This is a genomic window from Thermostichus sp. MS-CIW-40, from assembly GCF_054058315.1.
Genome location: NZ_JBSSAC010000001.1, coordinates 42488 through 69349, shown reverse-complemented (window position 1 = coordinate 69349; position 26862 = coordinate 42488). Strand labels below are relative to the sequence as shown.

Genomic DNA, 26862 nt, shown 5'->3' with positions numbered 1-26862 from the left:
CCGTAGAGGAAGTGCCACCCTTACCTTGGTTCAGTTCGACTCCCAGGATCCCTATGAAGTCATTCACCGCTTCAAGCCAATTGCCGAGGTCCCTGAGCTGACCCGCGAGACCTACGTGCCGCGAGCTTCTACTCCCTTGCTGGATGCTATGGGGCGCGGCATCATCGACCTAGAAAAGAGCCTCAGCGAACTCAGCGAGGCAGATCGCCCGGCCAAGGTTGTGATGGTTGTGGTAACCGATGGGCAAGAGAATGCCAGTCGCGAGTTCCGCAAAGAGCAAATTGAGAAGATGATCAAGGAAAAAACCGAGAAGGAGAGCTGGCAGTTTGTCTTCTTAAGCGCCGATCTGGCTGCCATTGGGGATGCCCAAACCGTTGGCTTCGCTCCCAGCGCGTCCTTGCTATATCAGAAGTCTAAATTGGGCAGCGCAGGAGCGTGGACTTCTCTCTCTCGGCGCACCTCCGAGTACCGATTGGCTGTTCGCCAGAGGCTTATGTTCCTTGATGAAGACCGACAGCATCCCGACGATCCGAACAAGGGCAAGGAAGAAAGCTAATCCCTCTGCGGATAGGGCTTTGTGGGCAGGTTGACACGGGAAGCCCCTCGGATCCAGGGAAAGGGGAAGTATCGCAATGACCTCTGGGCCAGGGGGGATCCCTTCAGCGCCGTCGTCTGGAGCAGCGACGCAGTAACCAACTGGCGGCGGCCCGGTCGCCTTCATCCCATGCCAACCGCTCCACGGCCACCATCACCATCGAGGTGATCACAGCTTCACTTAAATGGCGAGAACGCAAATGCTGCACGGCTGAAGTGGCGGCCTCCAGGTCGCGTCTGCGAATGGCGCGGAGCAGCTCATCAGACATAGACCAAGCCAACGAGCCTCACTTCCTTTCTGCCCCCTTTCTACCCCAAGAGCCAAAAATTTCCCTTTTCCTTCACCTGCTTGTCAGATAATGCAAAAGTTCGTTTTACTTTCACGAAATATCTCACAAAATGTCTTAGGAATTGTTATACCTTTTGCCCCTGAGCCGACCAGGCATGTTAGGCAGCAGGAAGAGCCACAGGAGAGCACGGGATCCCTTTGATAAGCCGCTCCATTTCTGCTTGTAAATCTTGGGTGAGGGCTTGTACGGCTTGTCGGCGGTTGGCCTGGTAGGCGGGCCAGCGTTCGGAAACCGAGAGGGGATCCCCAATGCTGAAACGGGCCAGGCGGGGGCCCAAGCGGGGGGGAGCAGTTCCGACGGGATTTTCTCCTTTGATCCAAGCCAGCAGACTCCAGAGGCGCAGGGCGGTTTCCGCCAACTCGTCTAGACTTAGACTGGGCTGCTCGGGCATGGGGCGCACCGCAAACACCATCAAGGTTTCCGCCAAGCGCATGTGCCAGAGGTGAAAACTGGCCTCAGCAGCCACTCGATTGGCCAGCCCCCTCTCCAGAGCCGAGAGACCAGCAATATCGGCAATATCTTCGCGGTAGATCCAGGCCCAGCCCGCCTGTTCGATGCGGTGCCGCCGCTCGATGAAGTCTCCTTGAGGCTCTAGGCCGAAATGTTGCTCGGCCACCCGCAGGGCCAGATCTGACAAGCTTTGAAGACGCGCCAACAGATCCCCCTCTTTAACTTGGGCTCTATCTGCAGCAGGAAGAGCAGGGGCATAGAAGCGCTCATAGAAGGTCTGCATGACCTGGAGCAGGTGTTCTCCCAAGCGAAGGATACGGGCCAGCAAAAAGGCTTGACCGGCGTGAGCCGAGCGCGTGGGCGGCAGCTTGCAATCGGCCTCCATGCGGCTGAGCAATCTATTCAGAGCGGCACTGGGATCCCGCAGGTAGGAATAGCGAAGGCCTACCGGCAAGATCAGCACCTGCTCTGGCCGTCCCGCCTTGTGCAGATCCTCCACCGCCCAAAAGCTCATCTGGGCTACCCCCGGCTCCAACGGGTTGAGAAGACTGCTCATACCGTTGATCGTTCCTTCTGGAGCTACCGCCAGCGGATATTGGCCCGATACAAACTGCTCACGAGAACTTTTTAGCCCTGCCCGATCCAGACGGCCTCGCAAAATCGGGATCCCGCCCAAGCGCGGCAAGCCCCAACGGGCAACGGATCCCAGCCACAGAGGTAGGCCGCGGTCGTAGACAAACAAAACGTGGGGCCGGCCCCGAAAGCGGATCCCCTGGCGTTGGGCCACCTGCGGCAGAAGATGGGCGAACAAGTACATCAAGCAGGGGGGATCATCCAGGGTCGGGTGTCGAAACGCCACCAGCAGGCGAATCTTGCCCGCCTCAAACTGCTGATAAAGCTGAGCCAAACGCTCTCCCCCCTCTACTTCAACGCGAGGGATCCCTTTGGTCCATCGCAACCAAAAGGGCAAGCCTGCTTGAGCAAAACGAACGACCCAAGGCGTCAATCGCGGTGGCAAAAACTTGAGGGGTGGCTGAACCTTCTGTTGCATAGGGATCCTTATCTAGGGTCAGAAAGAGGGTGAACCTAGGCTTTGGATCCCATCTTAAAGAGGGCAAGGCAAGAAGAAAGCCACACAGTGACAGTTCGTCAACTGGATCCCTTCTCCTCACTCCCGGCCCGGCAGCGGCTCAAGCCCCAGCAGTTTTTTTCCGGCGACCGCGAGTCGCTTTGGGGGAAGCTTCTTTACTTGGGGTTGACTCCTCCACCACCTGGCCGTTTAGCACTTGCTTGAGGTGAATGTGCTTGTAACCCAGCTGAATCTCGAACTCATCCCCGGGTTTGAGATTCATTTTTTCGGTGTAGGCCGACCCAATGATCAACTGCCCATTTTTGTGAACGCTGACCCGAAAGGTTGGCTCACGACCGCGCTTGTCCCGGCTGGAACTTGGGCTGAGGCTCAGACCTTTTGCTGCCAGCACCGCGTCATAGAACTCATTCAAGTTGACGCGAGGCTTGTTGGTCTTGGTCATGGTTACATAGCCACATCGCTTTGCCGTTTCTCGGCGCGGAAGATGCCCCAAAGCTTCGACCTTCTGCAGCAGAGCCTTCCCGGTTAAAGGTTGTGGTGGTATATCTGACATTTTTTAATGTCCTACATCCTTCTCTTAAGATCATACCCTTGTGATGTACTCCTGCAACCGAAAGTCTGAGACTTTTTTGAAGACAGGTTTTTCTCTTGTTCCTTGAGCCAGCAGCTCCGAAGGAAAAACCTCGTCTCCCTCAAGAGGTGTTCCTGCCCTTGCCAAAAGGTGATGGGGGCAAAAAGAACTCAAGCCCTGAAGAGTGCTGGGGCTTTTGTGGATGGAGCTGACAAAAGATCGCCTTGGGGGTAGTACCGCGGTGTAGATCCGACTCACCGCTTTCTACAGCCTCATCCCCACTCGTCGGCTGCCCCAAACTCTGATCACAGCCAGAAAACAGGCTCGACTTTCCAAAAAACCGCCGCTGAGATGGTGATTGCCTTGCGCAAATCGGTCGAAAAGACAGCCAGAGCGGTGTGAAGCTGGATGCCATCAGACCTAGGCCAGCAGGCATTTTTATCTCTTGGCAGAGGCCGGCTACATCTGAGTAATGGCTGAGGGATCCCCTCTTCGGCACTTCTTCAGATGGGAGCGCAGTGAGCGCGAGTTGCCCAAAGCAAGTTATTCATTCAGGATCCACTCGATTGGCTGCCGCTGAGACAACGATGAGTGGCAAGCTCACCAGCAAACAAAAGCCCCATTGCTCCCAAGACAGGGGTGCTGTGTCGAAGATAATGTTGAACAGGCTCCACTGGCTGAAGAGGATCTGCAGCAGGATGGCCGCCCCAATGCCGATGGCAATGGCTGCTGTATCCATGAGGCGCTCATGGCGCTCCAATTGGCTGGCACGTCCACGGCCCAACAGGGTAGGAATGGCCTGGCTGAGGCTGAGCAAGTAGAAGATGCGCCCGATCACCAACGCTTGGATGGCCATGGTGCGGGCCAGGTTAAGGTTGCCGGTGGTTTGTTCGATGTATTCAAAAACCCCGAAGATCAAGATCCAGTTGAACACGGACACCAGCAGGATGCGCTGCAGCAGCCTAGGAGAGAGCAAGTTGGCGTTCGGATCCCGCGGTGGGCGAGTCATCTCTCGGCCTGTGCTCGGCTCAAAGGCAAGAGGCACCGTCATGGTGATGGAGTTGATCATGTTGAGCCACAGCACTTGAATGGCCAGAATGGGGAGCTCGCGGTTGAGCAGCACGCTGAGGAGAATCGTCATCGATTCCCCCCCGTTCACCGGCAGGATGAAGGCAATGGCTTTGAGCAGGTTGTTGTAAACCGTGCGCCCCTCCTCAACGGCTGCCTCAATGGAGGCGAAGTTGTCATCGGTCAGGATCATGTCGGCAGCAGCTTTGGCCACTTCGGTGCCGCCTCGCCCCATGGCAATCCCCACATCTGCTTGCTTTAGGGCCGGAGCGTCGTTGACGCCATCGCCGGTCATGGCCACGATCTGCCCCCGCGCTTGCAGAGCTTCCACCAGGCGCAGCTTTTGCTCTGGCACCACCCGTGCGAAGACGGATCCCTCATTGGCGGCTGTAACAAACTTCTCGGGGCTGAGCCGCTCCAGATCCTGGCCGCTATAGGCTTTGACTGGTTTGCCACCGCCCAAGCCCATCTGCTCGGCAATGGCCTGAGCCGTGAGCACGTGGTCGCCGGTGATCATCTTCACCTGCATCCCAGCCGTTTGACAGGAACGCACGGCGGCAATGGCCTCCGGCCGCGGCGGGTCAATCATTCCCTGCAAACCGAGGAAGATTAAACCCTCCTGCAGATCTGGGTGATCCACCCGAGTTTGGCTGCTGGGGACAGTTTTTTGGGCAAAGGCCAGAACTCGCAGCCCCTGCCGTGCCAAGGCCTCCACCTGCTGGCGAATCCGCTCCTCTTCCAGAGGCTGGATCTCCCCCTGGGATCCCATCTGGCTGCGGCAGCGGGGCAGCAGGGCTTCCACCGATCCCTTGACATAGAGGCAATGCTCTTCTGGCCCCAGCCGGTGCAGGGTGGCCATGTACTGAAACTCGGATTCAAAGGGGATGCTGTCCAGGCGAGGGCGGCGGCGCTGCAGATCGTCCATATCCAAACCCGCCTTTTGGCCCGCCACAATGAGGGCAGCTTCGGTGGGATCCCCTACCACCTCCCACTGGCCGTTGTCTTTGGGTTGCAGACGGGTGTCATTGCAGAGGCAACCGGCCAAGAGACAAGCCTGTAACGCCAGCAGCCGCTCCACTTCCACTGGATCACCCCCCTCCTGGGCCAGGATTTGTCCCTGAGGACTGTAGCCACTGCCAGTAACTTGGTAGAGCTGGGATCCGGCGTAGATGGCCTGCACCGTCATCTGGTTTTCCGTGAGGGTGCCGGTTTTGTCAGAGCAAATTACCGTAGCACTGCCCAGGGTCTCCACCGCCGGCAGCTTGCGGATAATGGCGTGGCGTTTTGCCATGCGGGAAACCCCAATCGCCAAGGTTACAGTGACTACCGCCGGCAAGCCTTCGGGGATAGCACTCACCGCCAGCGCCACTGCCGCCTCAAAGACACTGGCCGCCCCCTGTCCCTGAGCCAATCCCACCAAAAAGGTGAGCCCGGCCAAGCTGAGGATGATCCTGAGCAGCATGAGGCTGAATTCCTCGAACTTGCGTGTTAGGGGAGTTTGCAGGGATCCCCCCTTTTCGACCAACTCCGAGATACGGCCTGTTTGAGTCTGGTTGCCAATGGCCACCACCACCCCTGCTCCTTGGCCGAAGGTAACAAAGCTGCCGGCATAGGCCATGTTCTGGCGGTCGGCTAGGGGTGTGTCTTCCGCCAGGGATCCCAGCCGTTTTTCCACCGGCACCGACTCCCCTGTCAGGGCCGATTCATCCACCTGTAAGTTGCGCACGCTTAGCAAGCGCAGGTCGGCGGGCACCTTATCTCCCGAGCTCAAGAGCACCACATCCCCCGGCACCAGCTCCCGCGAGGGCACCCGCAGTTTTTGCCCCTCCCGGATGACAGTAACCTCCGTCACCACCGACCGGGCCAGGGCGGCGATCGCTTCCTCCGCTTTGGACTCTTGGATGTAGCCGATGAGGGCGTTGATCACCACCACCGCCCAGATCACGATGGCATTGCGCCAGGATCCCAAAAACGCCTTGACCGCCCCGGCAACCATCAAGATGTAGAGCAAGGATTGGTTGAACTGCTGCAGAAACTTCACCCAGGCCGGGGTAGCCGCCTTGGCCTTTAGCTCGTTGGGGCCATATTGCTTCTGCCGCTGGATCACCTCAGCTTGAGACAGACCCCGTTCCAGAAGCGCCGCCAGAGGCAGATCCACTGCAACGATTTGGCGGGCAACTTCCTCTTCGGGCAGGGCGTGCCAGGGAGCTGCCGGCAATGAGTCAGGGGAGACGGATTTTGCCATCGCAGGTCTCTAGTTGAATCGCAACAGAACTTGAAAGCCAGCCGTGAATTCAACGGCAAATCCCTCGTACAGTCCACAGCCTAGCCGACGCCGCCTACCCCCCAGAAGTGCCGCTGTTCCCCCCAGCGTCAACAAAGCCTAAGTCCTAGGCTAAGATTTGCCTCAAATTCTCGACAGCTTGAAAAAATGTCTATATTCTTATCGGGTGTTATGATTACGCTTGTTTCCCAGCTGCAGCTCCTGAAGGCTGGCAATTTGCAGAGTCTTCTACGGATTGCCAGTTCGGGGTTGTTGGCTGTCATTTAACAGGTTCTTCCGCATTAAACTAAACAGCTTCTTGAGCTCAAGTTCAGTTCTGTTTGAGGAAACTGCTGTGTCAACGACTACTAAGCCAATGGAACTCAAAACCCAATCCCCACCCGCCTCCACCCAAACGAACGGGCGCCCTGGCGTGGAGGGATCCACCTCCAGAACTTCGCAACCTGTCATTCACCATCAAATTGTTGTAGTGGGAGGAGGGGCTGCCGGCATCAGCGCAGCGGCCCAGTTGCTGGAGCGCAAGCGCAATCTTGATATCGCGATTGTCGAGCCCTCCGACAAGCACTACTACCAGCCCGGCTGGACATTGGTAGGGGGAGGTATTGCCCCCCTGGCCAAGTTTATCCGGGACGAAAGGACTGTGATCCCCAAGGGAGCCACCTGGATTCAAGCGCGAGTGGCAGAGCTGGATCCAGATCACAACCGCGTCATCACCGAGACCGGCCAGGTTATTCAGTACGACTACCTCATAATGGCCCCCGGGATCCAAATCGACTGGCACTTGATCGAGGGCTTGCCGGAGGCGCTGGGCAAAGGAGGAGTAACCAGCAACTACTCCAAGGACTACGCCCCCTACACTTGGGAGACCATCCGCAACTTCAAGGGGGGAACAGCCATCTTCACGTACCCGGCTACCCCAATCAAGTGCGGTGGCGCCCCCCAAAAAATCATGTACCTGGCCGACGATGTCTTCAAAAGCAAAAGTGGGGTTGGCGTCAACACCAAGGTTCTCTTTTGCACAGCCACTCCCACTCTCTTTGCCGTGCCGGAGTACAGTGCTGCCCTGGAGAAGGTGGTAGAGCGGCGAGGGATCCAGGTGAAATTCAAGCACAACCTCAAAGCCATCCGGCCTGAGACTCAGGAAGCCATCTTTGAAGTCACCACCGACAATGGCAAAGAAGAGGTGAGCCTGCACTACGACATGATCCACGTGGCTCCGCCCATGAGCGCTCCGGACTTTGTCAAGCGCAGCCCCCTGGCCGGGCCGGGAGGATGGGTGGATGTGGATAAGGCAACGCTGCAGCACACCCGCTACCCCAACGTGTTTTCCTTGGGAGATGCCTCTTCTCTGCCAACGTCCAAAACGGCGGCTGCCGCCCGCAAGCAAGCGCCGGTACTGGCGGAAAACCTCTTGGCCGCCATGCAGTCGAAGCCGCTAGTGGCCCGCTACGACGGCTACACCTGCTGCCCCTTGATTACGGGCTACAACTCCCTGATCATGGCTGAGTTTGCCTACAATGCAAAGCTAGCTCCCTCCTTCCCCCTGGACCCAACGCGGGAGCGCTACTCCATGTACCTAGCCAAGGTGCATCTATTACCCTGGCTCTATTGGAACCGCATGCTCAAGGGCAAAAAGTTTGAGGCAGACATCTTCAAGCCCATCAACAAGCTGGTGCACCGCTACTAGGGCTTTCTATCCCCTCACTCCCCAGCCCCTCTCCCTTTGGGAGGGGGGAGTTTTTTACAGGCAAGCTTTGAACTTTTTCAATACCGCCCGATCCAGCATCAGCAGCGCCGCACGTAGGCCACCTGAGTAGCCCCAAAAAAAGCCCACCGGCAGATGACCCTTAGGCGCTGCCAGACGGGTTGTGAGCTCCCCATACCCCAGCCAGCGGCCCTGCACCTGCCAGCCGACTCTTTCCCCCATGCAGTCTTCGCGGGGCAAGGCTAAGAAGGAGCCCGAACGGATCCCTCCTCTTCCCTCCAAGTCACACTCCTGCCAAAGTTGCTTCTGGACGGTAAAGCCAAAGCGCCCATGGCTGGCCCGCACCCACAGTTGGTCAATCAGCCGCAGCATGGGGCAGGGGAAGGCCTGAACATCCTTGGGATCAAAAAAGCCCACTTGCGAGCGCCCAGCAAGCTTCAGCATCAGGGCTGTCGTCCAGCGATCCGCCTCCCCCCACTGCCCCGCTCGCAGCCGATCCCACAGACCTTGCAAGGCAGGGGCTGCTTCCCCCACCCACTCTGGCCAAGAGAGAGTTCCGGGCAGGGATCCCCCCTTCCCTCTCTCCTCTGGACAGACCTCAGGAAAAATCAGGGATCCGGATCCCTCTTCTCTTCCAGCTTTTTTGGCAGTGGCAGGGGTGGGAGGTGCCACCAGTTGCTCTAGCTCTTCCGCCGAGTGCCGGGACAGGAGCTGTTCCAGCTCGTCTTGGGGTTCTGGAGGCTGGGCCAAGATCTGCTCCAGCTCCCTCAGCTCTTGGGTGCGGATGGCTGGCTCAAAAGCAACCGGCTTCCTCCCTTGTTGAGAGGCTTCTGCCGGTAACAGTGCCAGCCACTCGGCCATGGTTTGCGGGCGCTCTTCTGGGTGGAGAGCCATCCCTTTGAGAATGGCAGCCTCCACAACCTCGGGAATGTTGGGGTTAAGGCTGCGAGGGGTATCCAACTGGCGGCCTGTGGCCCGCACTGGCGCACACATAGGCACCATCCCCGTCAGCGCCGTGTAGAGGGTTGCTGCCAAGGCGTAGACATCGGTGAAGGCGCCGCGGCGGCGCAAGCTGTCGTATTGCTCTAGAGGAGCATAGCCATCGGTGCCGTAGGAGGTGTGGCGTTGGATCAGACCTTGGGTGTAGCCGCGAGCTAGGCCAAAGTCGATCAAAACTGCCTGCCCGGATCCCTCCCGCACCATGATGTTGGATGGCTTCACATCCCGATGCAGGATCCCCTGTTCGTGCAGGGCCATCAGGGCGGATCCCACCTCCCGCGTCAGGCGCAGGGCTTCCGGCAGGGGCAACGGCCCTTTTTGCCGCAGAAGCTGGTGCAGAGTCTGGCCGCGGATGTACTCCATCACAATACACCAGCGCTCCTGCTCCCAGATCACTTCTTCCACCTTCACCACATGGGGATGGTGGCAGCGGGCCAGTTGCAGCGCCTCGTTCATGAAGTTCTGCTGGAAGCGGGGATAGTCGGGATCCTCACGAAGGCTGTCGTTCAAAACTTTGATAACCACCTGGTCGGCACGGACGTTATCCCAGGCCCGGTAGGTAATGCCGAAGCCCCCCTCTCCTAAGATGGCCTCAATGCGGTAGCGCCCCCCCTGTAGTCTTTCGCCGACTGCCCAAGCCATACCTGACCCCCGCCTCTAGGGCCATTGTGTCACGGGGATCAGTAAATTGACGGCACATAAAACTGCTTAGAAGTCTACGGGCAGCACTCCAGTTTTCACCTGGAAGGTGCGCGCCTGTCCATCGCGGATGACCCGCAGCGTCAGCGTATTGCCCACCCCAGCGGCTTCCACCAACTGCTGCACCTGCTCGGCATCGCGGATGGCCTGCCCATTGATTTCAGTGATCACATCCCCCTCCCGCAAGCCAATCTCCTCAGCCGGGGATCCCGAAATCACCTGCCCGATCAAGACCCCTTCTTCCACTGTCAGCGTGGTGGGACGAGCGGGGTCGCGGTTGAGGCGCGCCACAATGTCGGGGTTGAGGGTGATCATGCGAATGCCCAAGAAAGCGTGCTCTACCCGACCATTCCGGATCAATTGCTCGGCAATGTCTATGGCGCGGTTGATGGGGATGGAAAAGCCGACGCTCTGAGCTCGCTGGAAGATGGCCGTATTCACCCCAATCACACGCCCTTCCGCATCCAGCAACGGGCCGCCCGAGTTGCCGGGGTTAATGGCCGCATCCGTTTGCAGGAAAGTCACCCGCTTGTTGACAGCTCCAATTTGCCCGGAGGAGCGCCCGACGGCGCTGATGATCCCAGCAGTCACGGTATTGTCTAGGCCCAGCGGGTTGCCAATGGCAATAGCCCAATCCCCTGGTCGCACCAAGTCAGAGTTACCCAGGGTAACCGTGGGCAGATTCTCCCCCTCAATTTTGATCACTGCGATATCGGTAACCGGGTCTGAGCCCTTCACCTCCCCTTCAAAGGTGCGCCCATCCAGCAGATGAACCCTGACTCGCTCGCTGCCTTCCACCACATGGGCGTTGGTGAGGATCAGGCCACTGGCGTCGATGATAAAGCCCGATCCGGTGCCCTCCTGCTGAAACTCCTGCGGCAACTGCGGTATCTGATTTCCAAAGAAGCGGCGAAACAGGGGCTGGTTGAACAGTTCTGGGTTGACCCCCCTCGACACAGTGCGGGTGGCATCGATGCGCACCACCGCTGGGCCGACCTTTTGGGCGACTGCAGCAATAAAATTGGAAGGCCGGACAGCATCGGCGGGAGGAGCAGAATTCGCAGCCTCAGGGCGGGGCTCAGACCAGGGCAAAAGGGATCCCACTCCCTCACCGGCCCGTTGCGTCCAAGTGACCAGAGGAGTTTGCTGTAACCACTCCTGCCCCGCTCGAGACGATAGCCAGACCCCACCCGCGACGCCTCCACCAAACAGAGCCATCGCCAAAAGTGTGTGCCGTAGAATCCGCGCCATGATCCCTCCCAAAGCTAAGCCGTATCGCCAAGACTCAAAAGGCGTGAACCCGCTCCCCCGACTTACGCCATCAAGACCCAGTTCACTCCTGGTCTATTCTATCTATATCTATTCCTACTCTTTACTTTTGGATGTTCGGGGTATGTGTGCTTACCCTAGCAAATCTTGCGGACAGAGGCAGTGCTCGAAACGCCCAAAATGATCGGGGATCCGAGCGAGCTCCATTCCTCCGAGCCGCAAGGGTGGGATCTGTGGCAGCGCCACCGCGCCTGGATGCAGTTGGCCTTGCGAGAAGCTGAGCAAGCGGGAGAAGCTGGAGAGGTGCCGGTGGCCGCTCTGGTGGTGGGGCCAGGGGAAAAGTTGCTGGCTTTGAGCAGCAACCGGCGGGAACGGGATCGGGATCCCACGGCCCATGCGGAGATCCTAGCCCTACGGCAGGCAGGGCAACGGCTGGGAGATTGGCAACTGCGGGGCTGTCGGCTGTACGTCACGCTTGAGCCTTGCCCCATGTGTGCCGGGGCCATCAGCCAATCGCGGCTGGCTCAGGTGGTTTACGGTGCAGACGATCCCAAGGCCGGGGCTTTGCGCAGTGTACTCAATTTGCCTGCCTCCGCTGCCAGCTTCCATTGCCCGGAGGTCATCGGCGGAGTCTGCGAGGCCGAGTGTCGCCGCCTATTGCAGCAGTGGTTTTGCCACCGCCGCGGGATCTCCTCTGAGCCGGCTGAATCCTGACCGAGGGACTGGGGGCGGAAAATTCTGGGTTGAAGTCGTGCATCTGCAGGATGTTTTTGATACTGTCATAACGGGTTCGGCTGGCCCTTGCCCGGGATCCCGCACCAGCCTCAAAAAAGGCTTTCCGAGTGCGGGATCTCTTGAGCCCAACGGTGGCCGCTTGGGTTGTTGAGGGTGCGTCGGCCCTATGCCTGGATTCTCAAAACCCGACTTGTCTGGGATCCCTCGCTGGCTATGCCCAGCGGCGGGTAGTCTTTCACAGAGGATTGGTGTGTGACTATTACCCTCTCCTTCTCTCCTCCGCCATCAGCCTCGATTAGAGGTATTGCCCTCCTGGTTTGGGCTTGGCTGTGCTTGACCTTTCCGGTGCAGGCACGGGTGCTGCTGCGGGTAGGTATTGCCGTCAACAAGCCCCAGGTCACCGTCGGCAGCTCTACTGGAGCCCGCCTGTTGAATGCCCAGGGACAACCCCTGGCAGAGGTGCAGGCCATGCAACCGCTGCAGGCCAGCCGTTCGGGTTCAGCAGTCAGTTTGGCTGGCCAACAGGGAGAACGTCTTTACCTGCAGCCCACTGTCCCCGATGGGTTGGTGTTTATTGACCAGAATTGGTACCGCGGCTGGGTGGAGCTGATCCCTGGCGAGCGCGGGGTGATTGCCATCAACCAAGTTGGCTTGGAGGACTACGTTTCCAGCGTAGTGGGCAGCGAGATGGGACACCGTTTTCCCATGGAGGCTCTCAAAGCCCAAGCCGTGGCCTCCCGCACCTATGCCCTCTACCACCGCAGTCGCCGTTCCCAGCAGCCTTTTGACTTAGGAAACGGGATTGATTGGCAGGTTTACAAGGGAGTGGCTGCCGAATCCAGCCGTACCCAAGCGGCTGCCCGTGAGACCGCCGGGCAGGTTCTCATCCACCAGGGGCAGTTGATCAATGCGGTTTTCCACTCCTCTGCGGGGGGACATACGGATGATGCAGGCAATGTCTGGTTAGAGTCGCGGCCCTACTTACAGGGGGTGCCGGATTTCGATCAGCACTCACCGGTGTTTAGCTGGACGGCCACCGTTCCTGCCCAGCAGATTCAGCAGTTGGCTGCCGGGATCGGTGCCATTCGTTCTGTGGAGGTACTGCGCAGCTCCCCGTGGGGACGGGCAATCACGGTGCGCTTGACGGGATCCCAAGGAATCAAAGATCTCAGTGCTGGCGATTTTCGTCGGGCTCTAGGGTTGCGCAGCACAAAGATTGCCATTAGCCCGCGCGGGGATGCCACCACTACAGCCAGCTTGGCTCCTGTGGCAGGGACATTCCCGGCTTTCTTTGAGATTCATGGGCGGGGCTACGGGCACGGGGTGGGCATGAGCCAGTGGGGAGCTGCCGCCCTGGCCAGCCAAAACTACTCTTACCAACAGATCCTCAGCCACTACTACCGCAACACCAGTCTGGCAGTGGTGGAAGGACGTTAAGGCTCAACTTCAAGGAGAAGCCAACAAAATAATCGATTGGTAGCAAAAGTAGCTGCAGTTTTTAAGAGCTTATGAGAAGCAGCATTCTGAGCATTCTATACAGATCTGGAGGGGTTTCCCAAGGGTTCGTTGGGGTTCTGTAGATTTTGTTAACTTTGAGTTAACTCTAACGTTGCACCATCTCTTACGATAGACGGGCAGCTTCTAGACGGGCAGCTTCTGCCGGAATCGAAAGCTGGCCTGCCTGCGACCCCTGTTTTTGAAGGCTCCGCGCTGCTGTGGCAAGATCGGGAGAAGCCCTGGAAAATTTGGGTTACGTCCCCTGAAGATTTTGTAGAGATCTTGAATTCCCCCCTCAGAATCCTCAGGATCGGCTCAATAATAATTGAGATACGTTTACCAGGATCGACCTCTACCTCTTCTTTTTCGAGCCCATAACTTTAACCCCAGGTATCTGCCCTATGTCCATTGCCACCTTAGCTCCTGCTTTTCCCGAACGTTGTCCGGTGCTGCCGGAAGCGCTCACGCCCCTGTGCGAGATCGCCCGCAACTATTGGTGGACCTGGAACCCGGATCACCTCACCATTTTCCGGGAAATGGATCCCGCCCTGTGGGAAAAAACCTCCCACAACCCGGTGCGCATGCTGGAGGAGGTTTCCTACTTGCGGTTGGCAGCCTTGGCCACCGATGTGAACTACCTCAACACGTTGAACCGGATGGTGCAGTCCTATCGGAAGTACATGGCGGCTGAGGATACCTGGGCCAAGCGCACCATGAAAACCTACGACTGGCAGCGTCCTATTGCCTATTTCTGTGCCGAATACGGCTTGCACGAGTCTTTGCCCACCTACTCTGGCGGGCTAGGTATGTTGGCCGCCGATCACCTCAAGTCGGCCTCGGATTTGGGAGTGCCCCTGGTGGCCATCGGGTTGCTCTACCGTCAGGGCTACTTCCAACAGCGCCTGGACAACAATGGCTGGCAGGGAGAGCTTTATGAAGACTCTGAGTTTGAGTCTCTGCCGTTGACTTTGGTGCGTCAGCCGGATGGCAGCCCTCTGTTGGTGGAAGTGGCGATGCGGCAGCGGTTGGTGAAGGCGCGGGCCTGGCGGGCGGACGTGGGCCGGGTGCCGCTCTTTCTGCTGGACACCGACCTGCCGGAGAACGACCCCATCGACCGCTGGATTACCGCCCACCTCTACGGGGGCAGCACCGATACTCGCATTGCCCAAGAGTGCATCCTGGGTATCGGTGGGGTGCGCCTGCTGCGCCAGTTGGGTTTGGATCCCATGGTTTATCACATGAATGAAGGGCACGCTGCTTTCCTGACGCTGGAGTTGCTGCGGGAGGAAGTGGCGCGGGGTACCCCCTTCGAGACGGCGGAGGCCAAGGTGCGGGAAAAATGTGTGTTTACTACCCATACACCGGTGCCGGCTGGCCACGATGCCTTTAGCCCCAATGAGATGGATGCGTTCTTTGCCTCCTTCTGGCCTCAACTGGGCCTGACGCGGGAACAATTTTTGGCTTTGGGAGCTCGGCGCACCGGGGATCCCTGGGAGCGCTTTAACATGACGGTGCTGGCTTTGCGGTACGCGCGGGCAGCCAATGGCGTAAGCAAGCTCCACGGACGGGTTTCTCGCGAAATGTGGCATGTGCTCTACCCCGAGCGATCGGTGGATGAGGTGCCCATCAGCTCCATTACCAATGGGGTTCACGCCCGTACCTGGGTTTCCCCTCTTTTTTGGAACCTCTACGACCAGTACTTGGGCCCCGATTGGCCGGAGCGGGTGTCAGACCCGGAACTGTGGGCCAAGGTGGAAGAGATCCCAGATGAAGAACTGTGGCGGCGCAAAGAGGCTCTGCGGGAGCGGCTGGTGTCTTTTACCCGTCACCGGGTGTTGCGGGCCCGGCGCAATCGCGGCGAAAGCAATGAGCGCATCCAAGCGGTCAACCAGTTGCTGGATCCCAAGGTCTTGACGATTGGGTTTGCCCGTCGCTTCAGCACCTACAAGCGAGGAGATTTGATCCTGCGCGATCTGGAGCGAATTACCCGCATCTTCACCAACAAAGAGTACCCTGTACAGATTATCTTCGCCGGCAAGGCCCATCCCCGGGACGAAGGGGGCAAGCGCCTGATTCAGCGGGTGGTGGAATGGTCCAACCGGCCTGAGGTGGCCAACCGGGTCGCCTTCATCGAAAATTACGATGCCTATGTCGCTCGCAATTTGGTGCAGGGGGTCGATGTGTGGCTGAACAACCCGCGACGCCCTCTGGAAGCCTCTGGCACTTCAGGGCAAAAGGTGGGCTTCAGTGGGGGATTGAATTTGTCGGTGCTGGATGGGTGGTGGCCGGAGGGTTACAACGGTCGCAATGGCTGGGCTATTGGCCAAGAAATCGAAGGTCTGGATCCCGCTGCCCAAGACGACTTGGACGCCAACTCCCTCTACGACTTGTTGGAGTATGAGGTGATCCCCATGTTCTACGACCGGGATGAGAAAGGGATCCCACGTCGTTGGATTGCCCGCATGAAGGAGGCCATCCGCACCCTCAACCCCGTTTTCAACACCGACCGCATGGTAGCGGAGTACGTGCTGAAAATCTACGAGCCTCAGCCCCTGGAAGCAGAGGCGAGCCGGACTTTGTTGGGTTCGGCTGTTGCCGGCTAGGGTGGACTCCCCCTCTCCCAGCGCAAATCATACAAAACATTGGGATCCCTCTCTCCTCAAGAGGAAAAGCAGGGATCGCAAGTTTGAGCTTGGGGACAAGAGACTAGGCGCTGGCGTTGACGGCCATAGGAAGCGTCAGCGGTTCTGGCTCCTCTTCGGGGGGCAGCATCACCACCTCAGAGTTGTCGATGATGGCCTGCAGCTCTTCCCCATCGATGGTTTCGGCCTCCACCAGGCGGCGGGCAATCCGATCCAAGAGGGCACGGTTTTCCCGAATCAAGTAGGTGGCCCGTTGGTAGGCCTCGTTCACCAGCCGCCGCACCTCTTCGTCAATGAGGGCCGCTGTTTCCTCCGAGAAATCCCGTTCTGCGGCGATTTCCCGGCCCAGGAAAATGTTGGTGTACTGGCGACCTAGGGCCACATTGCCCAGTCGGTCGCTCATGCCAAAGCGGGTCACCATGTTGCGGGCGATGCGGGCCACCTGTTGCAGGTCGCTGGCTGCCCCCGTGGTGATCTCCGACTCTCCGTAGACCACTTCTTCGGCCACACGCCCACCCAAGGCAACGGTCATCATGTTCTTCAGATGGGCACGGGTGGTTAGTCCCATGTCGTCATCGCTGGGCATGAACCAGGTGAGGCCACCTGCTTGTCCCCGGGGGATGATCGTCACTTTTTGGATGGGATCGTAGTTGGGCAAGAGGGATCCCACCAGGGCATGGCCCGCCTCGTGGTAGGCCACCAACTCCTTGCGCCGCTCGCTCATCAGCCGATCCTTCTTCTCCGGGCCGGCCAACACCCGATCCACCGCGTCGTTGATCTCGTCCATGGAGATCTCAGTGAGGTTGCGGCGGGCTGCCAGAATGGCTGCTTCGTTCAGGAGGTTGGCCAAATCGGCACCGGTAAACCCAGGAGTACGGCGGGCCAATTTCTCCAGATCCACATCGGCAGACAGGGTTTTGCCGCGGGCATGCACCTTGAGGATCTCCAGGCGGCCTTGGAAGTCGGGGCGATCCACCGTAACTTGGCGGTCGAAGCGACCGGGCCGCAGCAGCGCCGCATCCAGCACATCCGGTCGGTTGGTGGCGGCGATGACGATAATGCCGGAGTTGCCCTCAAAACCGTCCATCTCGGTGAGCAACTGGTTCAGGGTCTGCTCCCGTTCGTCGTTGCCACCTCCCAAGCCAGCTCCCCGCTGGCGACCGACCGCATCAATTTCGTCGATGAAGACGATACAGGGAGCATTTTGCTTGGCCTGCTCGAACAGGTCCCGTACCCGCGAGGCCCCCACCCCAACAAACATCTCCACAAACTCAGAGCCAGAGATGGAGAAAAAGGGCACACCCGCCTCTCCGGCTACGGCGCGGGCCAACAGGGTCTTACCTGTGCCGGGCGGGCCCACCAGCAATACCCCGCGGGGGATCTTGGCTCCCAAAGCTGTGAAGCGCTCTGAATTTTTCAGGAAATCCACCACCTCTGCCAGCTCTAGCTTGGCCTGATCGATGCCGGCCACATCGTTGAAGGTAATTTGGGTTTTCGGCTCCATCTGCACCCGTGCCCTGGATTTGCCGAAGTTGAGAGCTTGGCTGCCTGGGCCATTTTGAGCCCGCCGCAGCAGGAAAAAGAGCCCCAGCAAGAGCAAAACCGGCAGGAAGAAGGTGCTGAGAATGCGCCCGAGTAGCCCCTCCTCTTGAACAGGGCGTACCGCCAGCTCCACCCCGTTGGCAACCAGGGTGTTCTCAAACTCAGGGGTAAGGGGGGGCAGATTCACCTGCACTTGGGTGGCGCGGTTGTTGATTTCTGCCTCGGCAATGGCAACTTGGCGACCATCCGGGGCCGTCTCCACCAAAACTTTGCTGACCTCGCCCCGTTCAACACGGCTGATCAGGTCGGAGTAGCTGATCTCCAAACGCTCAGGCGGGCGGGTACCCAAGAAGGTGGTGGCTAAAGAGATCAAGACGATGGCCAGTAGCGCATATAACCCCGCGCTTCTCCATTTCTTGTTTTTACCTTTCTGACTCACGGAAGTGTTTCCTCCCAAAGGGTGTTTTTGAATCGAACTCGCAGATGGCGACTTGTGGGTAACAATCTGGGGTCGGGTGGGTTCTTGCAGCAACAGACTGTTAATTAATATTAACCTGAGTAAACTACCCGGCTCCGACCGCTAAGCGGTACGGAGCGGGCTTTCAGTAGCCCTGAGCCTGCTCTGCTCTACCAGAGAACAAAACAGGCCCGAACCTCTAGGCTGGTTTACGGCAGCCCCCAAGAGCGCAATTACGTTTGCACCATTCAAGTCCGCATCTCCTTCCCATCCACAGTGCCCACACTTGAACGACTTGCCACTGCGGTAGGATTGCGCAGGATCGGGATGGATATGCAAACACTTGTGGCAGGTCTGCGACGTGTAGGCGGGCGGCACAAGAATCAGAGAAACCCCTGCAACCCTCGCCTTGTACTCCAGAAACTGACGTAGTTGGTAGAACGCCCAACTGTTGGTTCTGCGCCGCTCGGCTTTGCTGCGCGGCTGTTGATTGACCCTTTCCCGGATCCCTGTCAGGTCTTCCAGAGCAATAGCGCTGCTTGTGACCTTTGCCCTAGAGACAATAGCTTTGGAGATGCGATGATTGACCCACGCCTGAAAGCGTCTCTCCTTGCCAGACAGCCGTTGCAACAGTTCTCTGCATCTGCGCCGCGAACTGCGTGTGCCCTTACTGGCTTTACGTTGGAGCGCCGCTCTCAATCGAGAGTAGTGGTCGCGGACTCTGTTCAACTGCTGTCCATTCCAGTTGTCCCCCTCTGACGTATGGGCAATATCTGTCCTCCCCAAGTCCACCCCGATCACCTTGTCGGTATCTTGTTGCTTGGGTGGCTTTTTCTCTACGCAAATCTGGATGTAGTAGGAGCCATCTTTGCGCTTGACCAGGGTGGCAGATTTGGGGTTGGAACCAGCCAGCATCCCACGCTGGTAGTTGCCAATAGCCAGTTCAAAGCGTTTTCTCCCTTCCACCGTGGTCAGCGACACCGTCCAGTCTTTTTGACGGAACGAAAAGATGCGAGCATCGTAGGTAACAAAGCCGCTCTTAAACTCCTTGACGGGACGCTTTTTCTGCTTAGCCACTTTGCGGGAACCCGCTACCCGTCTGCACACCTGTTGAGCCAAGTTACTGGACAAGCCAAACCGGGCTCGAATCTCGTAGTAGCAAAGGGATTGCAGCTTGACCGCGTTGACGATCTTCTCCTGCGTGTTCTGGTTGACCCAGTTCAATGCCTGTACAAAGGCATCCATCGTCGCGTCCAATTTGGCGGCTTGCGACGGGGACACCTTGAGCTTGCAGGAGACGGTCAGGACTTGGGTCATGGTTCTATTGTAACCTCGCATTCCTCCCGGCACTGACCCTACGGGTACAGTGCGGGGCTCCTGCGATTTCTAGCTGAGAGGGTTGCCGGGGATCCCTGCAATTCCCCTCTTCTGGCCAGGAGTTTGGGGATAGGATTGAGGGACCAAGGCTGTGCCGTCAGCCAGGATAGGTGGTGTTTTTTCCATTCTCATTCCAGCTTGCCCAGGGATCCCTATGCTGACTCAACTGCGCGAACTGAGCATCGCTGCCGACGGGCGCTATCTCAGGGATGAGGAGCTGCAGTTCATGGAGACCTATCTAGCCTCCTTTGACCTACGCCTGAGCGCCTATCGCAAGATCCAGGCGGCGGAAGCCCAGATCATCCGGGATGTGGAGATGAAAATGCGCGCGCTGGATCCCTACTTGCTCATGCGAGGGGTGGAAGACTTCAGCAACAAGTGGAAAGCTGACACCGTGCGGGTTCTGCGCCTCTCGGCTTTGGCCATGCTCCTGGACGATGAGCAACGCTACAAAGATCGATTTCTCTACTGGTTCCAGACCTTAATGCGGGCCTTCCGCACCCAACGCAGTTGCGAGGCCACCTATCGCTTTCTGCAAGAGGTGATAGCCAATTACCTCACCCCCGAAGAAACCAAGTTGATCAGGCCGATTCTGGAAACCAACCGCACGCTGTTGGGCCTCAACTAGGCAGCCGTCTCAGCAGATTCTCCAGAACCAGCCGACTCCACCACCTCCAGCTCATCAGCCTGGAGATGGGCACGGAACTTGTTGTCAAACTGCACCTGAAAGGGAAAATTGGCGCTGATCGGGCGGCCATTCCAATCCCGAAGCACGGCCTTCAGTTCCCCTTCCATACCTTTGAGGTCAAAAGGTTGATTGCGATGTTCCGGGTGGTGATAGACAATCACGCTGGTACGCACCCGCACCCGATCTCCAACTTTCATGTCTTGCCCTCCTAACAAGGCGGCCCACCACAGGAACCCACTGGAAACACTCTAGCTCAATCTCTAAGCAAACCTTCGAGATGTGGAGAAGTATGTGGAAACTGAAACAGTAGTTTGTATTTTCCTCAGGGTCATCTTCATGTTGGGAAGCCCCAGAACATCCCCTCAAAGTCAACCCAGAGAAGGCCCGTCTCAACCAATGGGATCCCTCTGGAGCCAACAGCGCCGCTCACTGGATCCCTGGGTTGTATAGATGGGATCCCTATTGGGCAGGAGGCTGGTTTCGCCGGAAAAAGCTGCGTCTAGCCAATCTCAGCTTCCACCGGGATCTGGGAAAGAGAGAAGGCGACCTTTTGTTGCTGATACATTTACGCTGAACACTGCTGAACATCACTGTTCAACTATGCAGCGATAGCATTCTGTTTGTTTCCATTCGCGTTAGCGGGACGGAGTCCAAACAGAATGGCGGTATCCCGCAAAGCTTTGAGTAGAATACCCAAAGCGCAGTTTCCGTGTCGTCTTACTACCAATTTTCTGCTTTGCTTTGGCTACCATGTTGGCAGACTCGAAAGTAAACAGAAAGATCAACTGGTAGTAATCCGTACTGAACATATTTTATCAACTAGAGTCATGCTCCACCAAGCGGTCGAATTCTCGCTCGAAGGTGACCAAGGCCCGGTTGGTTTTGCCCCCCAAGTAGAGCCCCGCCTCCGTTTGCAAAGCCCAGATTTGGCTGTAGCTGAAGTAGCTCATCACCACCCCCACCATCAACAGGCCAAATCCGAGATACACCGCAGGGATCCCCGGATCGGATTTAATTTGCAGTCCGGTAGCGCCGATCACCTCATCCAGATGCAGAGTGAGCGGGTTGGGGAAGCGTTGGGGAGCGATTTCGTCGAGGGCCAAGCTCATGCCTTGGCGCAGGGATCCCATCCATTGCCCTTCAGTGTCGTAGAGCAGGGCTGTCCCCTGCAAATCCGGCAGCAGCAGCGTGAGTCCCTGGCTCATGTCCGGCTGGGTGGGCACAAAAGCGCCCCAGAGTTTGTTGCCTGCCTCGGTACGCACCGGCACCACCGGGATTTGAAAAGTGGGGCTGTTGTTGATGCGGATGCGGATGCTGTCGATGCTCCAATCGGCTTGGTAGAGGGTCACACCCCGGTAGGAGAGAGGATGGTTGACGGAAATGGTCTGACGTTTAACCTCCTGACCCTGATCCAAAATCGAGAGGTCGGAATAAAACTGCTTGACCCGGCCATCGGCAGCGTAGTCAATCCAGAAGCGATTGGCCCGAATTTGCCAGGTAGGCAAGTGAGCGCGAGCCAGATCCCCTGCTCCGGTCAAGTGTTGAATAGAAGCCACGCCGCCGCTGGGAATGAGTTCTTGGGCCTTGAAGCCGCTAATGCTGCCCCAAATCGCCCCCAGCAAGATCAGCAGCATGCTGACATGCACCAAGATGGGGCCGATCCTGCCGATTAACCCCTTGCGGGCGTAGAGGTAATGGCCCTCCTGAAACACCAGATAGCCCTGTCGGTGCAACCGCTCTGGCAGACCTTGTAAGGATTGCTGAGGCAGATACGTCCGAAACGGCAGGCGCTGAAAAGACTGCGGACGGGTGAGATAGCTCCAACGGCGAGCCACCTTCAACATCGGCCATTGGCGCGTCAGGGAACAGGCGGCAAGGCTGCTGCCGAACAGGATCAAAATGGCCAGAAACCAAGGGGTGCGGTAGACGTGATCCAATCCCAAGTTCAGGATCACCCGCCACGTGAGAAAGCCAAACAGGGCCGGATGCTCCGGATAGTGGGCTTGATAAAAAGCCGCTGTTTCCTCTTGCTCAATTACCGTGCCGGTGGCGCTCAAAACCGCAATCGCCAACAAAAGGCCGATGGCCAGGCGCAGATCCGCCAGCAGCGGCAGCAGCTCATGACGAAAGTACCGCCGCAGCGAGGAAACCCAGCGGGCAAGCGGGAGAGAGTATATGACCATGAGAAGTTTGTCGGCTTAAGATTCAGACCGCTGCTCTTGCCAGGCAAGGTGCAGTCCCCAACAGGGTGCTGTAGGTGTAGCCCCATCTTAGCCTGCAGCAGCAGGGATCCCTTAGGCCCAAGCCGACAAGATTGTTACGCTGCCGAACCCCACCAACACCACCCCACTGGCATAAGTGAGCCAGCCCGACCAGCGCCGCAGGGCCAACAGTTGCTTCACCGCTCCGGTAAACACCCCCGCCAGGAGCAGGGGAAAGGCCAATCCCAGCCCGTAAGCCAGCAGCAGCCCGCCTCCTACCCATGGCTGCCCTGTGGTGGAAACCCAGGCCAGCAAAGCCACCAAAACCGGCGTACTGCAGGGAGAGGCCACCAGGCCAAAAGTTAACCCCAGCAACACTGCCCGACCCAGCCTGGGCCATTCTCCGGGAATCTCGAGGCGGTTAAACCAATTGGGAAAACGCAGGGGGATCACCTCTAACAAGTTCAGCCCCATCAAAATAGCAATTCCCCCCACCACAACAGGCCCGAAGGATCCGGTTTGTCCGTAAACGCGACCCAGCAAAGCTGCCGACAAACCCAGCAGGGTCAGGGTAAAAGCCACCCCAGCCGCAAAACCCAAAGATTGAGCCCAAACTTGCCGCCGCCCTTCCCCAGCCGTTTCCTCAGAAGCGGGGGTGTAGCCGCCGATGTAGCCGATGGTCACCGGCAGCATAGACAACGTGCAGGGGGAAAGACTGGTGAGCAAGCCCGCCAGACCCACCACCAACAGACTAACGGGAGAAAGGTGCTGCAGTTGAAACTGCACCAGCTCAGTTGCCCATTGTTCCAGTTGGTAAAGCCAAAGCTGAGCCGCATTCAACATAAGCTCAATCTGTCAACATAAGCCCAAGGTAGCATGAAGGATCCCCGAGCCCGTTCAAGATATCTTTGCTATCCATTCCCACCGCCCAGGTTGTGGAGAATTTCGCGAGGATGGTTGACCGGGAACTGCTGCCATTCTTGTTGAGTTCGTTGCAGCACCCGGAGCAATTCGTCCCACTTTTCGCCATCGATCAACCGCTCTATCTGTCGTAACTGGGCTTGGTAGCTGCTCAGGGCAGTCAGCAGCGCCTGCCGGTTGTGGCGGGCCATCTCCAAACCCAATTGCGGGATCCCTCCGCCAACACGGCTGGTATCGCGGAATCCGCTGCTGGCCAAAGTGCGGGCCAATTCCAGAATCGCGGGATCCTCCTCCTGGCTGACGGCTGCGATCAAACTGGCGCTGACCATAACTGGCAAATGGCTGATCCAGGCCACCGCTCGGTCATGGCGGGCGGGATCCGTGAGGACAGCTTCTGCGCCAACAGCAGCAATCAGTTCTTTCACCGCATCGAGAGCCTGAGGTTGGGTCTCGGCGATGGGAGTGAGCACGTAGGGCCGCTCCTGAAACAAGTCAGCTTCTGCCGCTTGGATCCCTTGCAGGCTTTTGCCGGCCATGGGGTGCCCCCCCACAAACCAGGGCCACAATTCGGTTGCCGGAGCAACGATGGGCTGCTTAACCGAGCCGACATCGCTCACCACGGTTTCTGCCGACAAATAAGGCACCAGGGCGGCTAGGGTGGCCAACACCTGCTCCAGAGGGGTACAGATCAGCACCATTTGCGGATCAAAGCGAGCCAACTGGGCCAACTCGGTTCCACAGCCTTGGACAGCACCCCGTTCCAGAGCCTGTTTGCAGGTGGCCGGGTTGCGGCTTATCCCCCAGACGGGATATCCCTTTTCGGTCAGTTTGAGGGCCAGGGATCCGCCAATCAACCCCAACCCGACAATGGCAATGCGCATAGTATCTCAGTAAGCCAGTGAAACTCCTTTTTGGACACCACCAACAACCGCTTCCAGGTGTAGTAGGAGGCTGCTCCCGTAGCTCAGCGATACTCGCCACCGGCGGGCAAGCCTAGTTCCTTCCGAAGCTCCCGCCGCAGCAGCTAAATTCTCGGCCAGGGACTGTCCACTTGTCCATTTTTAAGTCAATATAGGGGTAATATCCGGGCTTGCTTGCCCTGCGGATTCGTGGTAGCCAAACTGGCCTCCGACAGGAAAAACAAGGGCAGGCCTTGGATGTATTGGCAGGAGCTCGGCCCGCTGTGGACTGCTGTTGCGCCGAAGGGATCCCAGCCTTTCGTGCCGGCTCAGCGCAGTTCTTCTTCGCTTACTCAAGAGCAGGTGTCCCTCTTCTCAGCGATTCTCCAGAACTGTACCCATCGAGCCACTTTCACAGCGGGCTCGGCTTTTGGCCTGCGAGTTCCCGCTTTAACCCCCGTTGGGGAGCACTCTGTCGTTTAGGAGATTCTATGCCTAGTGAACCCAAAACCCGCAAGAGCCGTGAAAGCACTAACCCGCGCCCGCGCGACCGTCGTCGTGAATCGGCCAAAGGGAGCAAAGGGGCAGTCTCAGCCACCCATCTCTCCTTGCCGAAGCTAATTCAAGAGAATGCGGTGCTCCAATCTCGCAGCCAGTTGTTGTTGATGTACAGTGACTTCCAAACCGAAATGCCCAACGATGGCAAAACCGGTGTGGGCACTTGGCTACAGTCTCGACTCAAGGAGCACGGCATGCCCAGCCTGCTGCGTTTTGGCCCCCGCTCCCGCCCCCAGGTTTTCCGCCGCGATGAATTTTCCGAGTGGATTACGCTGGCTCTGGCCTCTGTTAACCCCAACAGCGATACTGCCCCCCAAGAGCACCTGAGCTAGGCCGGAAGGGGAAGTTGAGCGGTAGAAGCAGAGGTTGCTGGCCCAGGGATCCCGCCACGCCCGTTGAGGGAAGAGGGTGAACTGGGCTTTTCTGTATCCGGCAACAGCAGGTCGCGGATGAGGCGAGCTGCCGAGCGTTGCAACCAGCGGGAGGCCAATTGACGGCCCAGTTGTTGAGCTTCCGGTTTGGCAGCCACCTTGGCAACAATCGGCAGAAGCTGCAGCGGCTGAAAGCTCGGGTTGCTGCTGAGGAGTTCCCACAGACGCTGCAAATGAGCCAAGCCATCTGAGCCACCCTGGGATCCCGAGCTGGAAAAGAGCACATCCACTAGGCGCTCCCGCAGGAAAGCGCCCCGCTCAGAAAAGATAAAATCAACGGCCTTTTCCAGGGATCCCTGTAGATCAAAATCCTCGCTGTTGACGGCGTTGCGCAGCAGGTTCTCCAGGCGGTTCCAGCGAAATTGCCCCTGGTTAAACAGCAGCTCCCGCAGAGATACGCGCAGCTCCGGGGCCGGGTCGGTGAGCAGGCGCTGAGCCACGTAGGGATAGGCCACGCTCAACACCTTAAAGTTGGGATCCAGGCCGATGGCGATCCCTTCCAGGGTGAGCAAAGAGCGGATGATCAAGGCGTAGTAGGCGGGAACTCGAAAGGGAAAGTCGTACATCACCCCCGAGAGCCGATCGGTGATGCTCTTGAAATTCAGTTCGGAGACCGATTTGCCCATCGCTTCGGCGAAGACAGCTTCCAGAGCAGGGATGATGGGAGTCAGGTCGGTATCTGGATCCAGGAACTCCAAGTCCACGTAGTCTTGGGCCAGCCCGGCAAAGTCTCGGTTTACCAAATGCACAATCGCCTTGATCAGGCCGTAGCGCTGATGGGGCGCGATGGTGCTCATCATGCCGAAATCGATATAGGCCAGCCGCCCGTCGTACATGGCCAAGAGGTTGCCCGGGTGGGGATCGGCGTGGAAAAAGCCATTTTCCAAAAGCTGCTTGAGGGAGCAATTGACACCGATCTCGATCAAGTGCCGTCCATCCAGCCCCGCAGCAGCGATTTTGTCAACCTGAGTCAGCTTGATGCCATCAATCCACTCCATCGTCAGCACCTTGGTGCGGGTGTACTCCCAGTAAATTTTGGGAGCGTAGATGGAGGGGTGACGGTACAGCGCCAGGAACCGCTCGGCATTGCGGCCCTCCTGCGTGTAGTCCATTTCTTCGTAGAGGCGCCCGGCAAACTCATCGACGATGCCCACCAGGTCGCTGCGGATGCGGCGGAAAGTGCGTTTGGCCCAGGCGGCCAGGCTGCGGACAATATACATGTCGAGAGAGATGCGCCCAATCAAGTCGGGCCGCTGCACCTTGACGGCGACTTTCTCCCCGCTGTGCAAGTAGGCCTGGTACACTTGCCCCAAGCTGGCGGCGGCAATCGGTTCAGGGCTGATCTCTCGAAAGATTTTGTCTATGGGTTTGCCGATCTCCGACTCGATGAGGGCAAAAGCAATGGCATTCTCGAAGGGGGGCAGCTCATCCTGCAGTTTGGCCAGCTCCTCCAGAAACAGGGGCGAAACCAGATCGGGACGGGTGGAGAGGGCTTGGCCGATTTTGATGGCTGTCGGCCCCAATTCCGTGAGGATCTCCCGTAGCCGGGCCGCATGTTTCGGGCGATTCTTCAGTTCTACTCCCCGCCAGCGATCCCAAAACACCCAGGCCAACAAGCCCAAAAAGGGGGTGATCAACTGAAACAGGCGCCGCACCACCAGATCCCAGCGCCCTCGATATTGCTTGGCCAACTGCTCTGGGTCGTAACGCAAGCTTGGCTCAGGAACCACCCCCAGATCTGCCGGAGGGATGGAGACAGCCCCAGAACCCAAGCCATCCTGCCTCGCTGCTATTGTCACTACCGGTGTTGCGCCCATAGATGCCCCAACGGATTC

At 58.2% G+C, this 26862-nt stretch carries 20 protein-coding genes; 7 read left to right on the top strand and 13 right to left on the bottom strand.

All coding sequences use genetic code 11. The annotated features are described in order from the left end of the window. The first annotated feature begins 25 nt into the window (after positions 1 to 25). Positions 26 to 556, top strand: coding sequence for a hypothetical protein (locus tag ACVWXF_RS00310; protein ID WP_011432401.1), 531 nt, complete (start codon positions 26 to 28; stop codon positions 554 to 556). Between the two features lie 103 nt (positions 557 to 659). Here the strand turns inward: ACVWXF_RS00310 and ACVWXF_RS00305 are convergent, their stop codons facing one another. From ACVWXF_RS00305 to ACVWXF_RS00290, 4 genes are all read right to left on the bottom strand, one after another. Continuing rightward, a complete protein-coding gene (locus ACVWXF_RS00305) occupies positions 660 to 863 on the bottom strand; it encodes a hypothetical protein (protein ID WP_041436260.1) in 204 nt (67 codons plus the stop codon). A 178-nt stretch (positions 864 to 1041) separates the two neighbouring features. Beyond that, positions 1042 to 2445, bottom strand: a complete 1404-nt coding sequence (locus ACVWXF_RS00300) for a 1-acyl-sn-glycerol-3-phosphate acyltransferase (protein WP_457473326.1) — start codon at positions 2443 to 2445, stop codon at positions 1042 to 1044. Between the two features lie 139 nt (positions 2446 to 2584). Further along, positions 2585 to 3037, bottom strand: coding sequence for an AbrB family transcriptional regulator (locus ACVWXF_RS00295; RefSeq protein ID WP_011432404.1), 453 nt, complete (start codon positions 3035 to 3037; stop codon positions 2585 to 2587). A gap of 565 nt (positions 3038 to 3602) precedes the next feature. Continuing rightward, positions 3603 to 6368: a cation-transporting P-type ATPase gene (locus tag ACVWXF_RS00290; RefSeq protein ID WP_457473325.1), complete on the bottom strand. Its 2766-nt coding sequence runs from the start codon at positions 6366 to 6368 to the stop codon at positions 3603 to 3605. Between the two features lie 394 nt (positions 6369 to 6762). Between ACVWXF_RS00290 and ACVWXF_RS00285 the strand changes: the two genes are divergently transcribed. After that, complete coding sequence (locus tag ACVWXF_RS00285) at positions 6763 to 8094, top strand: NAD(P)/FAD-dependent oxidoreductase (RefSeq protein ID WP_457473407.1); 1332 nt, start codon at positions 6763 to 6765, stop codon at positions 8092 to 8094. A gap of 54 nt (positions 8095 to 8148) precedes the next feature. Here ACVWXF_RS00285 and ACVWXF_RS00280 read toward each other — a convergent pair whose 3' ends face one another. After that, positions 8149 to 9753 (bottom strand): serine/threonine-protein kinase, encoded by a 1605-nt coding sequence (locus ACVWXF_RS00280; protein ID WP_457473324.1) that lies wholly within the window; start codon positions 9751 to 9753, stop codon positions 8149 to 8151. 66 nt (positions 9754 to 9819) lie between these two features. Then, positions 9820 to 11061, bottom strand: coding sequence for an HhoA/HhoB/HtrA family serine endopeptidase (locus tag ACVWXF_RS00275; RefSeq protein ID WP_457473323.1), 1242 nt, complete (start codon positions 11059 to 11061; stop codon positions 9820 to 9822). A 198-nt stretch (positions 11062 to 11259) separates the two neighbouring features. Between ACVWXF_RS00275 and ACVWXF_RS00270 the strand changes: the two genes are divergently transcribed. From ACVWXF_RS00270 to glgP, 3 genes are all read left to right on the top strand, one after another. Next, complete coding sequence (locus ACVWXF_RS00270; RefSeq protein WP_457473406.1) at positions 11260 to 11793, top strand: nucleoside deaminase; 534 nt, start codon at positions 11260 to 11262, stop codon at positions 11791 to 11793. Positions 11794 to 12066: 273 nt separating this feature from the next. Continuing rightward, a complete protein-coding gene (locus ACVWXF_RS00265; protein ID WP_457473322.1) occupies positions 12067 to 13251 on the top strand; it encodes a SpoIID/LytB domain-containing protein in 1185 nt (394 codons plus the stop codon). 461 nt (positions 13252 to 13712) lie between these two features. Next, entirely contained in the window at positions 13713 to 15914 is a 2202-nt protein-coding gene (gene glgP, locus ACVWXF_RS00260) for an alpha-glucan family phosphorylase (RefSeq protein ID WP_457473321.1), read from the top strand. A gap of 103 nt (positions 15915 to 16017) precedes the next feature. Here glgP and ftsH read toward each other — a convergent pair whose 3' ends face one another. Together ftsH and ACVWXF_RS00250 are read right to left on the bottom strand one after the other, a co-directional pair. Beyond that, positions 16018 to 17934 carry an ATP-dependent zinc metalloprotease FtsH gene (gene ftsH, locus ACVWXF_RS00255; protein WP_414332108.1) on the bottom strand — a complete coding sequence of 639 codons (1917 nt, stop codon included), beginning with the start codon at positions 17932 to 17934 and terminating at the stop codon, positions 16018 to 16020. 141 nt (positions 17935 to 18075) lie between these two features. Further along, a complete protein-coding gene (locus ACVWXF_RS00250) occupies positions 18076 to 19269 on the bottom strand; it encodes an RNA-guided endonuclease InsQ/TnpB family protein (protein WP_457473320.1) in 1194 nt (397 codons plus the stop codon). A 214-nt stretch (positions 19270 to 19483) separates the two neighbouring features. On the opposite strand from ACVWXF_RS00250, the gene ACVWXF_RS00245 reads away from it, so the two are divergent. Beyond that, positions 19484 to 19957: a globin family protein gene (locus ACVWXF_RS00245; RefSeq protein ID WP_011432275.1), complete on the top strand. Its 474-nt coding sequence runs from the start codon at positions 19484 to 19486 to the stop codon at positions 19955 to 19957. On the opposite strand, the gene ACVWXF_RS00240 is transcribed toward ACVWXF_RS00245, so the two are convergent. From ACVWXF_RS00240 to ACVWXF_RS00225, 4 genes are all read right to left on the bottom strand, one after another. Then, positions 19954 to 20214 (bottom strand): ferredoxin-thioredoxin reductase variable chain, encoded by a 261-nt coding sequence (locus ACVWXF_RS00240; RefSeq protein WP_414349997.1) that lies wholly within the window; start codon positions 20212 to 20214, stop codon positions 19954 to 19956. The two genes, ACVWXF_RS00245 and ACVWXF_RS00240, sit on opposite strands and share 4 nt — an antisense overlap. 618 nt (positions 20215 to 20832) lie before the next feature. Then, positions 20833 to 22200: a cytochrome c biogenesis protein gene (locus tag ACVWXF_RS00235; protein WP_457473319.1), complete on the bottom strand. Its 1368-nt coding sequence runs from the start codon at positions 22198 to 22200 to the stop codon at positions 20833 to 20835. A gap of 111 nt (positions 22201 to 22311) precedes the next feature. Further along, positions 22312 to 23061: a cytochrome c biogenesis protein CcdA gene (locus ACVWXF_RS00230; RefSeq protein ID WP_457473318.1), complete on the bottom strand. Its 750-nt coding sequence runs from the start codon at positions 23059 to 23061 to the stop codon at positions 22312 to 22314. A 68-nt stretch (positions 23062 to 23129) separates the two neighbouring features. Continuing rightward, on the bottom strand, positions 23130 to 24020 hold the full coding sequence (locus ACVWXF_RS00225; protein ID WP_457473317.1) for a prephenate/arogenate dehydrogenase: 891 nt from the start codon (positions 24018 to 24020) through the stop codon (positions 23130 to 23132). 509 nt (positions 24021 to 24529) lie between these two features. Here ACVWXF_RS00225 and ACVWXF_RS00220 point away from each other — a divergent pair. Next, positions 24530 to 24928 (top strand): hypothetical protein, encoded by a 399-nt coding sequence (locus ACVWXF_RS00220; protein WP_414330450.1) that lies wholly within the window; start codon positions 24530 to 24532, stop codon positions 24926 to 24928. On the opposite strand, the gene ACVWXF_RS00215 is transcribed toward ACVWXF_RS00220, so the two are convergent. Next, on the bottom strand, positions 24925 to 26844 hold the full coding sequence (locus tag ACVWXF_RS00215) for an ABC1 kinase family protein (RefSeq protein WP_011432269.1): 1920 nt from the start codon (positions 26842 to 26844) through the stop codon (positions 24925 to 24927). The two genes, ACVWXF_RS00220 and ACVWXF_RS00215, sit on opposite strands and share 4 nt — an antisense overlap. Positions 26845 to 26862: the final 18 nt, after the last annotated feature.

Excerpts from the sequence above, each read along its gene's own strand:
- ACVWXF_RS00305 (WP_041436260.1), bottom strand. The coding sequence starts at position 863 with ATGTCTGATGAGCTGCTCCGCGCCATTCGCAGACGCGACCTGGAGGCC.
- ACVWXF_RS00235 (WP_457473319.1), bottom strand. The coding sequence starts at position 22,200 with ATGGTCATATACTCTCTCCCGCTTGCCCGCTGGGTTTCCTCGCTGCGG.
- ACVWXF_RS00295 (WP_011432404.1), bottom strand. The coding sequence starts at position 3,037 with ATGTCAGATATACCACCACAACCTTTAACCGGGAAGGCTCTGCTGCAG.
- ACVWXF_RS00270 (WP_457473406.1), top strand. The coding sequence starts at position 11,260 with ATGATCGGGGATCCGAGCGAGCTCCATTCCTCCGAGCCGCAAGGGTGG.
- ACVWXF_RS00215 (WP_011432269.1), bottom strand. The coding sequence starts at position 26,844 with ATGGGCGCAACACCGGTAGTGACAATAGCAGCGAGGCAGGATGGCTTG.
- ACVWXF_RS00250 (WP_457473320.1), bottom strand. The coding sequence starts at position 19,269 with ATGACCCAAGTCCTGACCGTCTCCTGCAAGCTCAAGGTGTCCCCGTCG.
- ACVWXF_RS00300 (WP_457473326.1), bottom strand. The coding sequence starts at position 2,445 with ATGCAACAGAAGGTTCAGCCACCCCTCAAGTTTTTGCCACCGCGATTG.
- ACVWXF_RS00225 (WP_457473317.1), bottom strand. The coding sequence starts at position 24,020 with ATGCGCATTGCCATTGTCGGGTTGGGGTTGATTGGCGGATCCCTGGCC.
- glgP (WP_457473321.1), top strand. The coding sequence starts at position 13,713 with ATGTCCATTGCCACCTTAGCTCCTGCTTTTCCCGAACGTTGTCCGGTG.
- ACVWXF_RS00285 (WP_457473407.1), top strand. The coding sequence starts at position 6,763 with ATGGAACTCAAAACCCAATCCCCACCCGCCTCCACCCAAACGAACGGG.
- ACVWXF_RS00275 (WP_457473323.1), bottom strand. The coding sequence starts at position 11,061 with ATGGCGCGGATTCTACGGCACACACTTTTGGCGATGGCTCTGTTTGGT.
- ACVWXF_RS00240 (WP_414349997.1), bottom strand. The coding sequence starts at position 20,214 with ATGAAAGTTGGAGATCGGGTGCGGGTGCGTACCAGCGTGATTGTCTAT.
- ACVWXF_RS00230 (WP_457473318.1), bottom strand. The coding sequence starts at position 23,061 with ATGTTGAATGCGGCTCAGCTTTGGCTTTACCAACTGGAACAATGGGCA.
- ACVWXF_RS00220 (WP_414330450.1), top strand. The coding sequence starts at position 24,530 with ATGCCTAGTGAACCCAAAACCCGCAAGAGCCGTGAAAGCACTAACCCG.
- ACVWXF_RS00245 (WP_011432275.1), top strand. The coding sequence starts at position 19,484 with ATGCTGACTCAACTGCGCGAACTGAGCATCGCTGCCGACGGGCGCTAT.
- ACVWXF_RS00280 (WP_457473324.1), bottom strand. The coding sequence starts at position 9,753 with ATGGCTTGGGCAGTCGGCGAAAGACTACAGGGGGGGCGCTACCGCATT.
- ACVWXF_RS00290 (WP_457473325.1), bottom strand. The coding sequence starts at position 6,368 with ATGGCAAAATCCGTCTCCCCTGACTCATTGCCGGCAGCTCCCTGGCAC.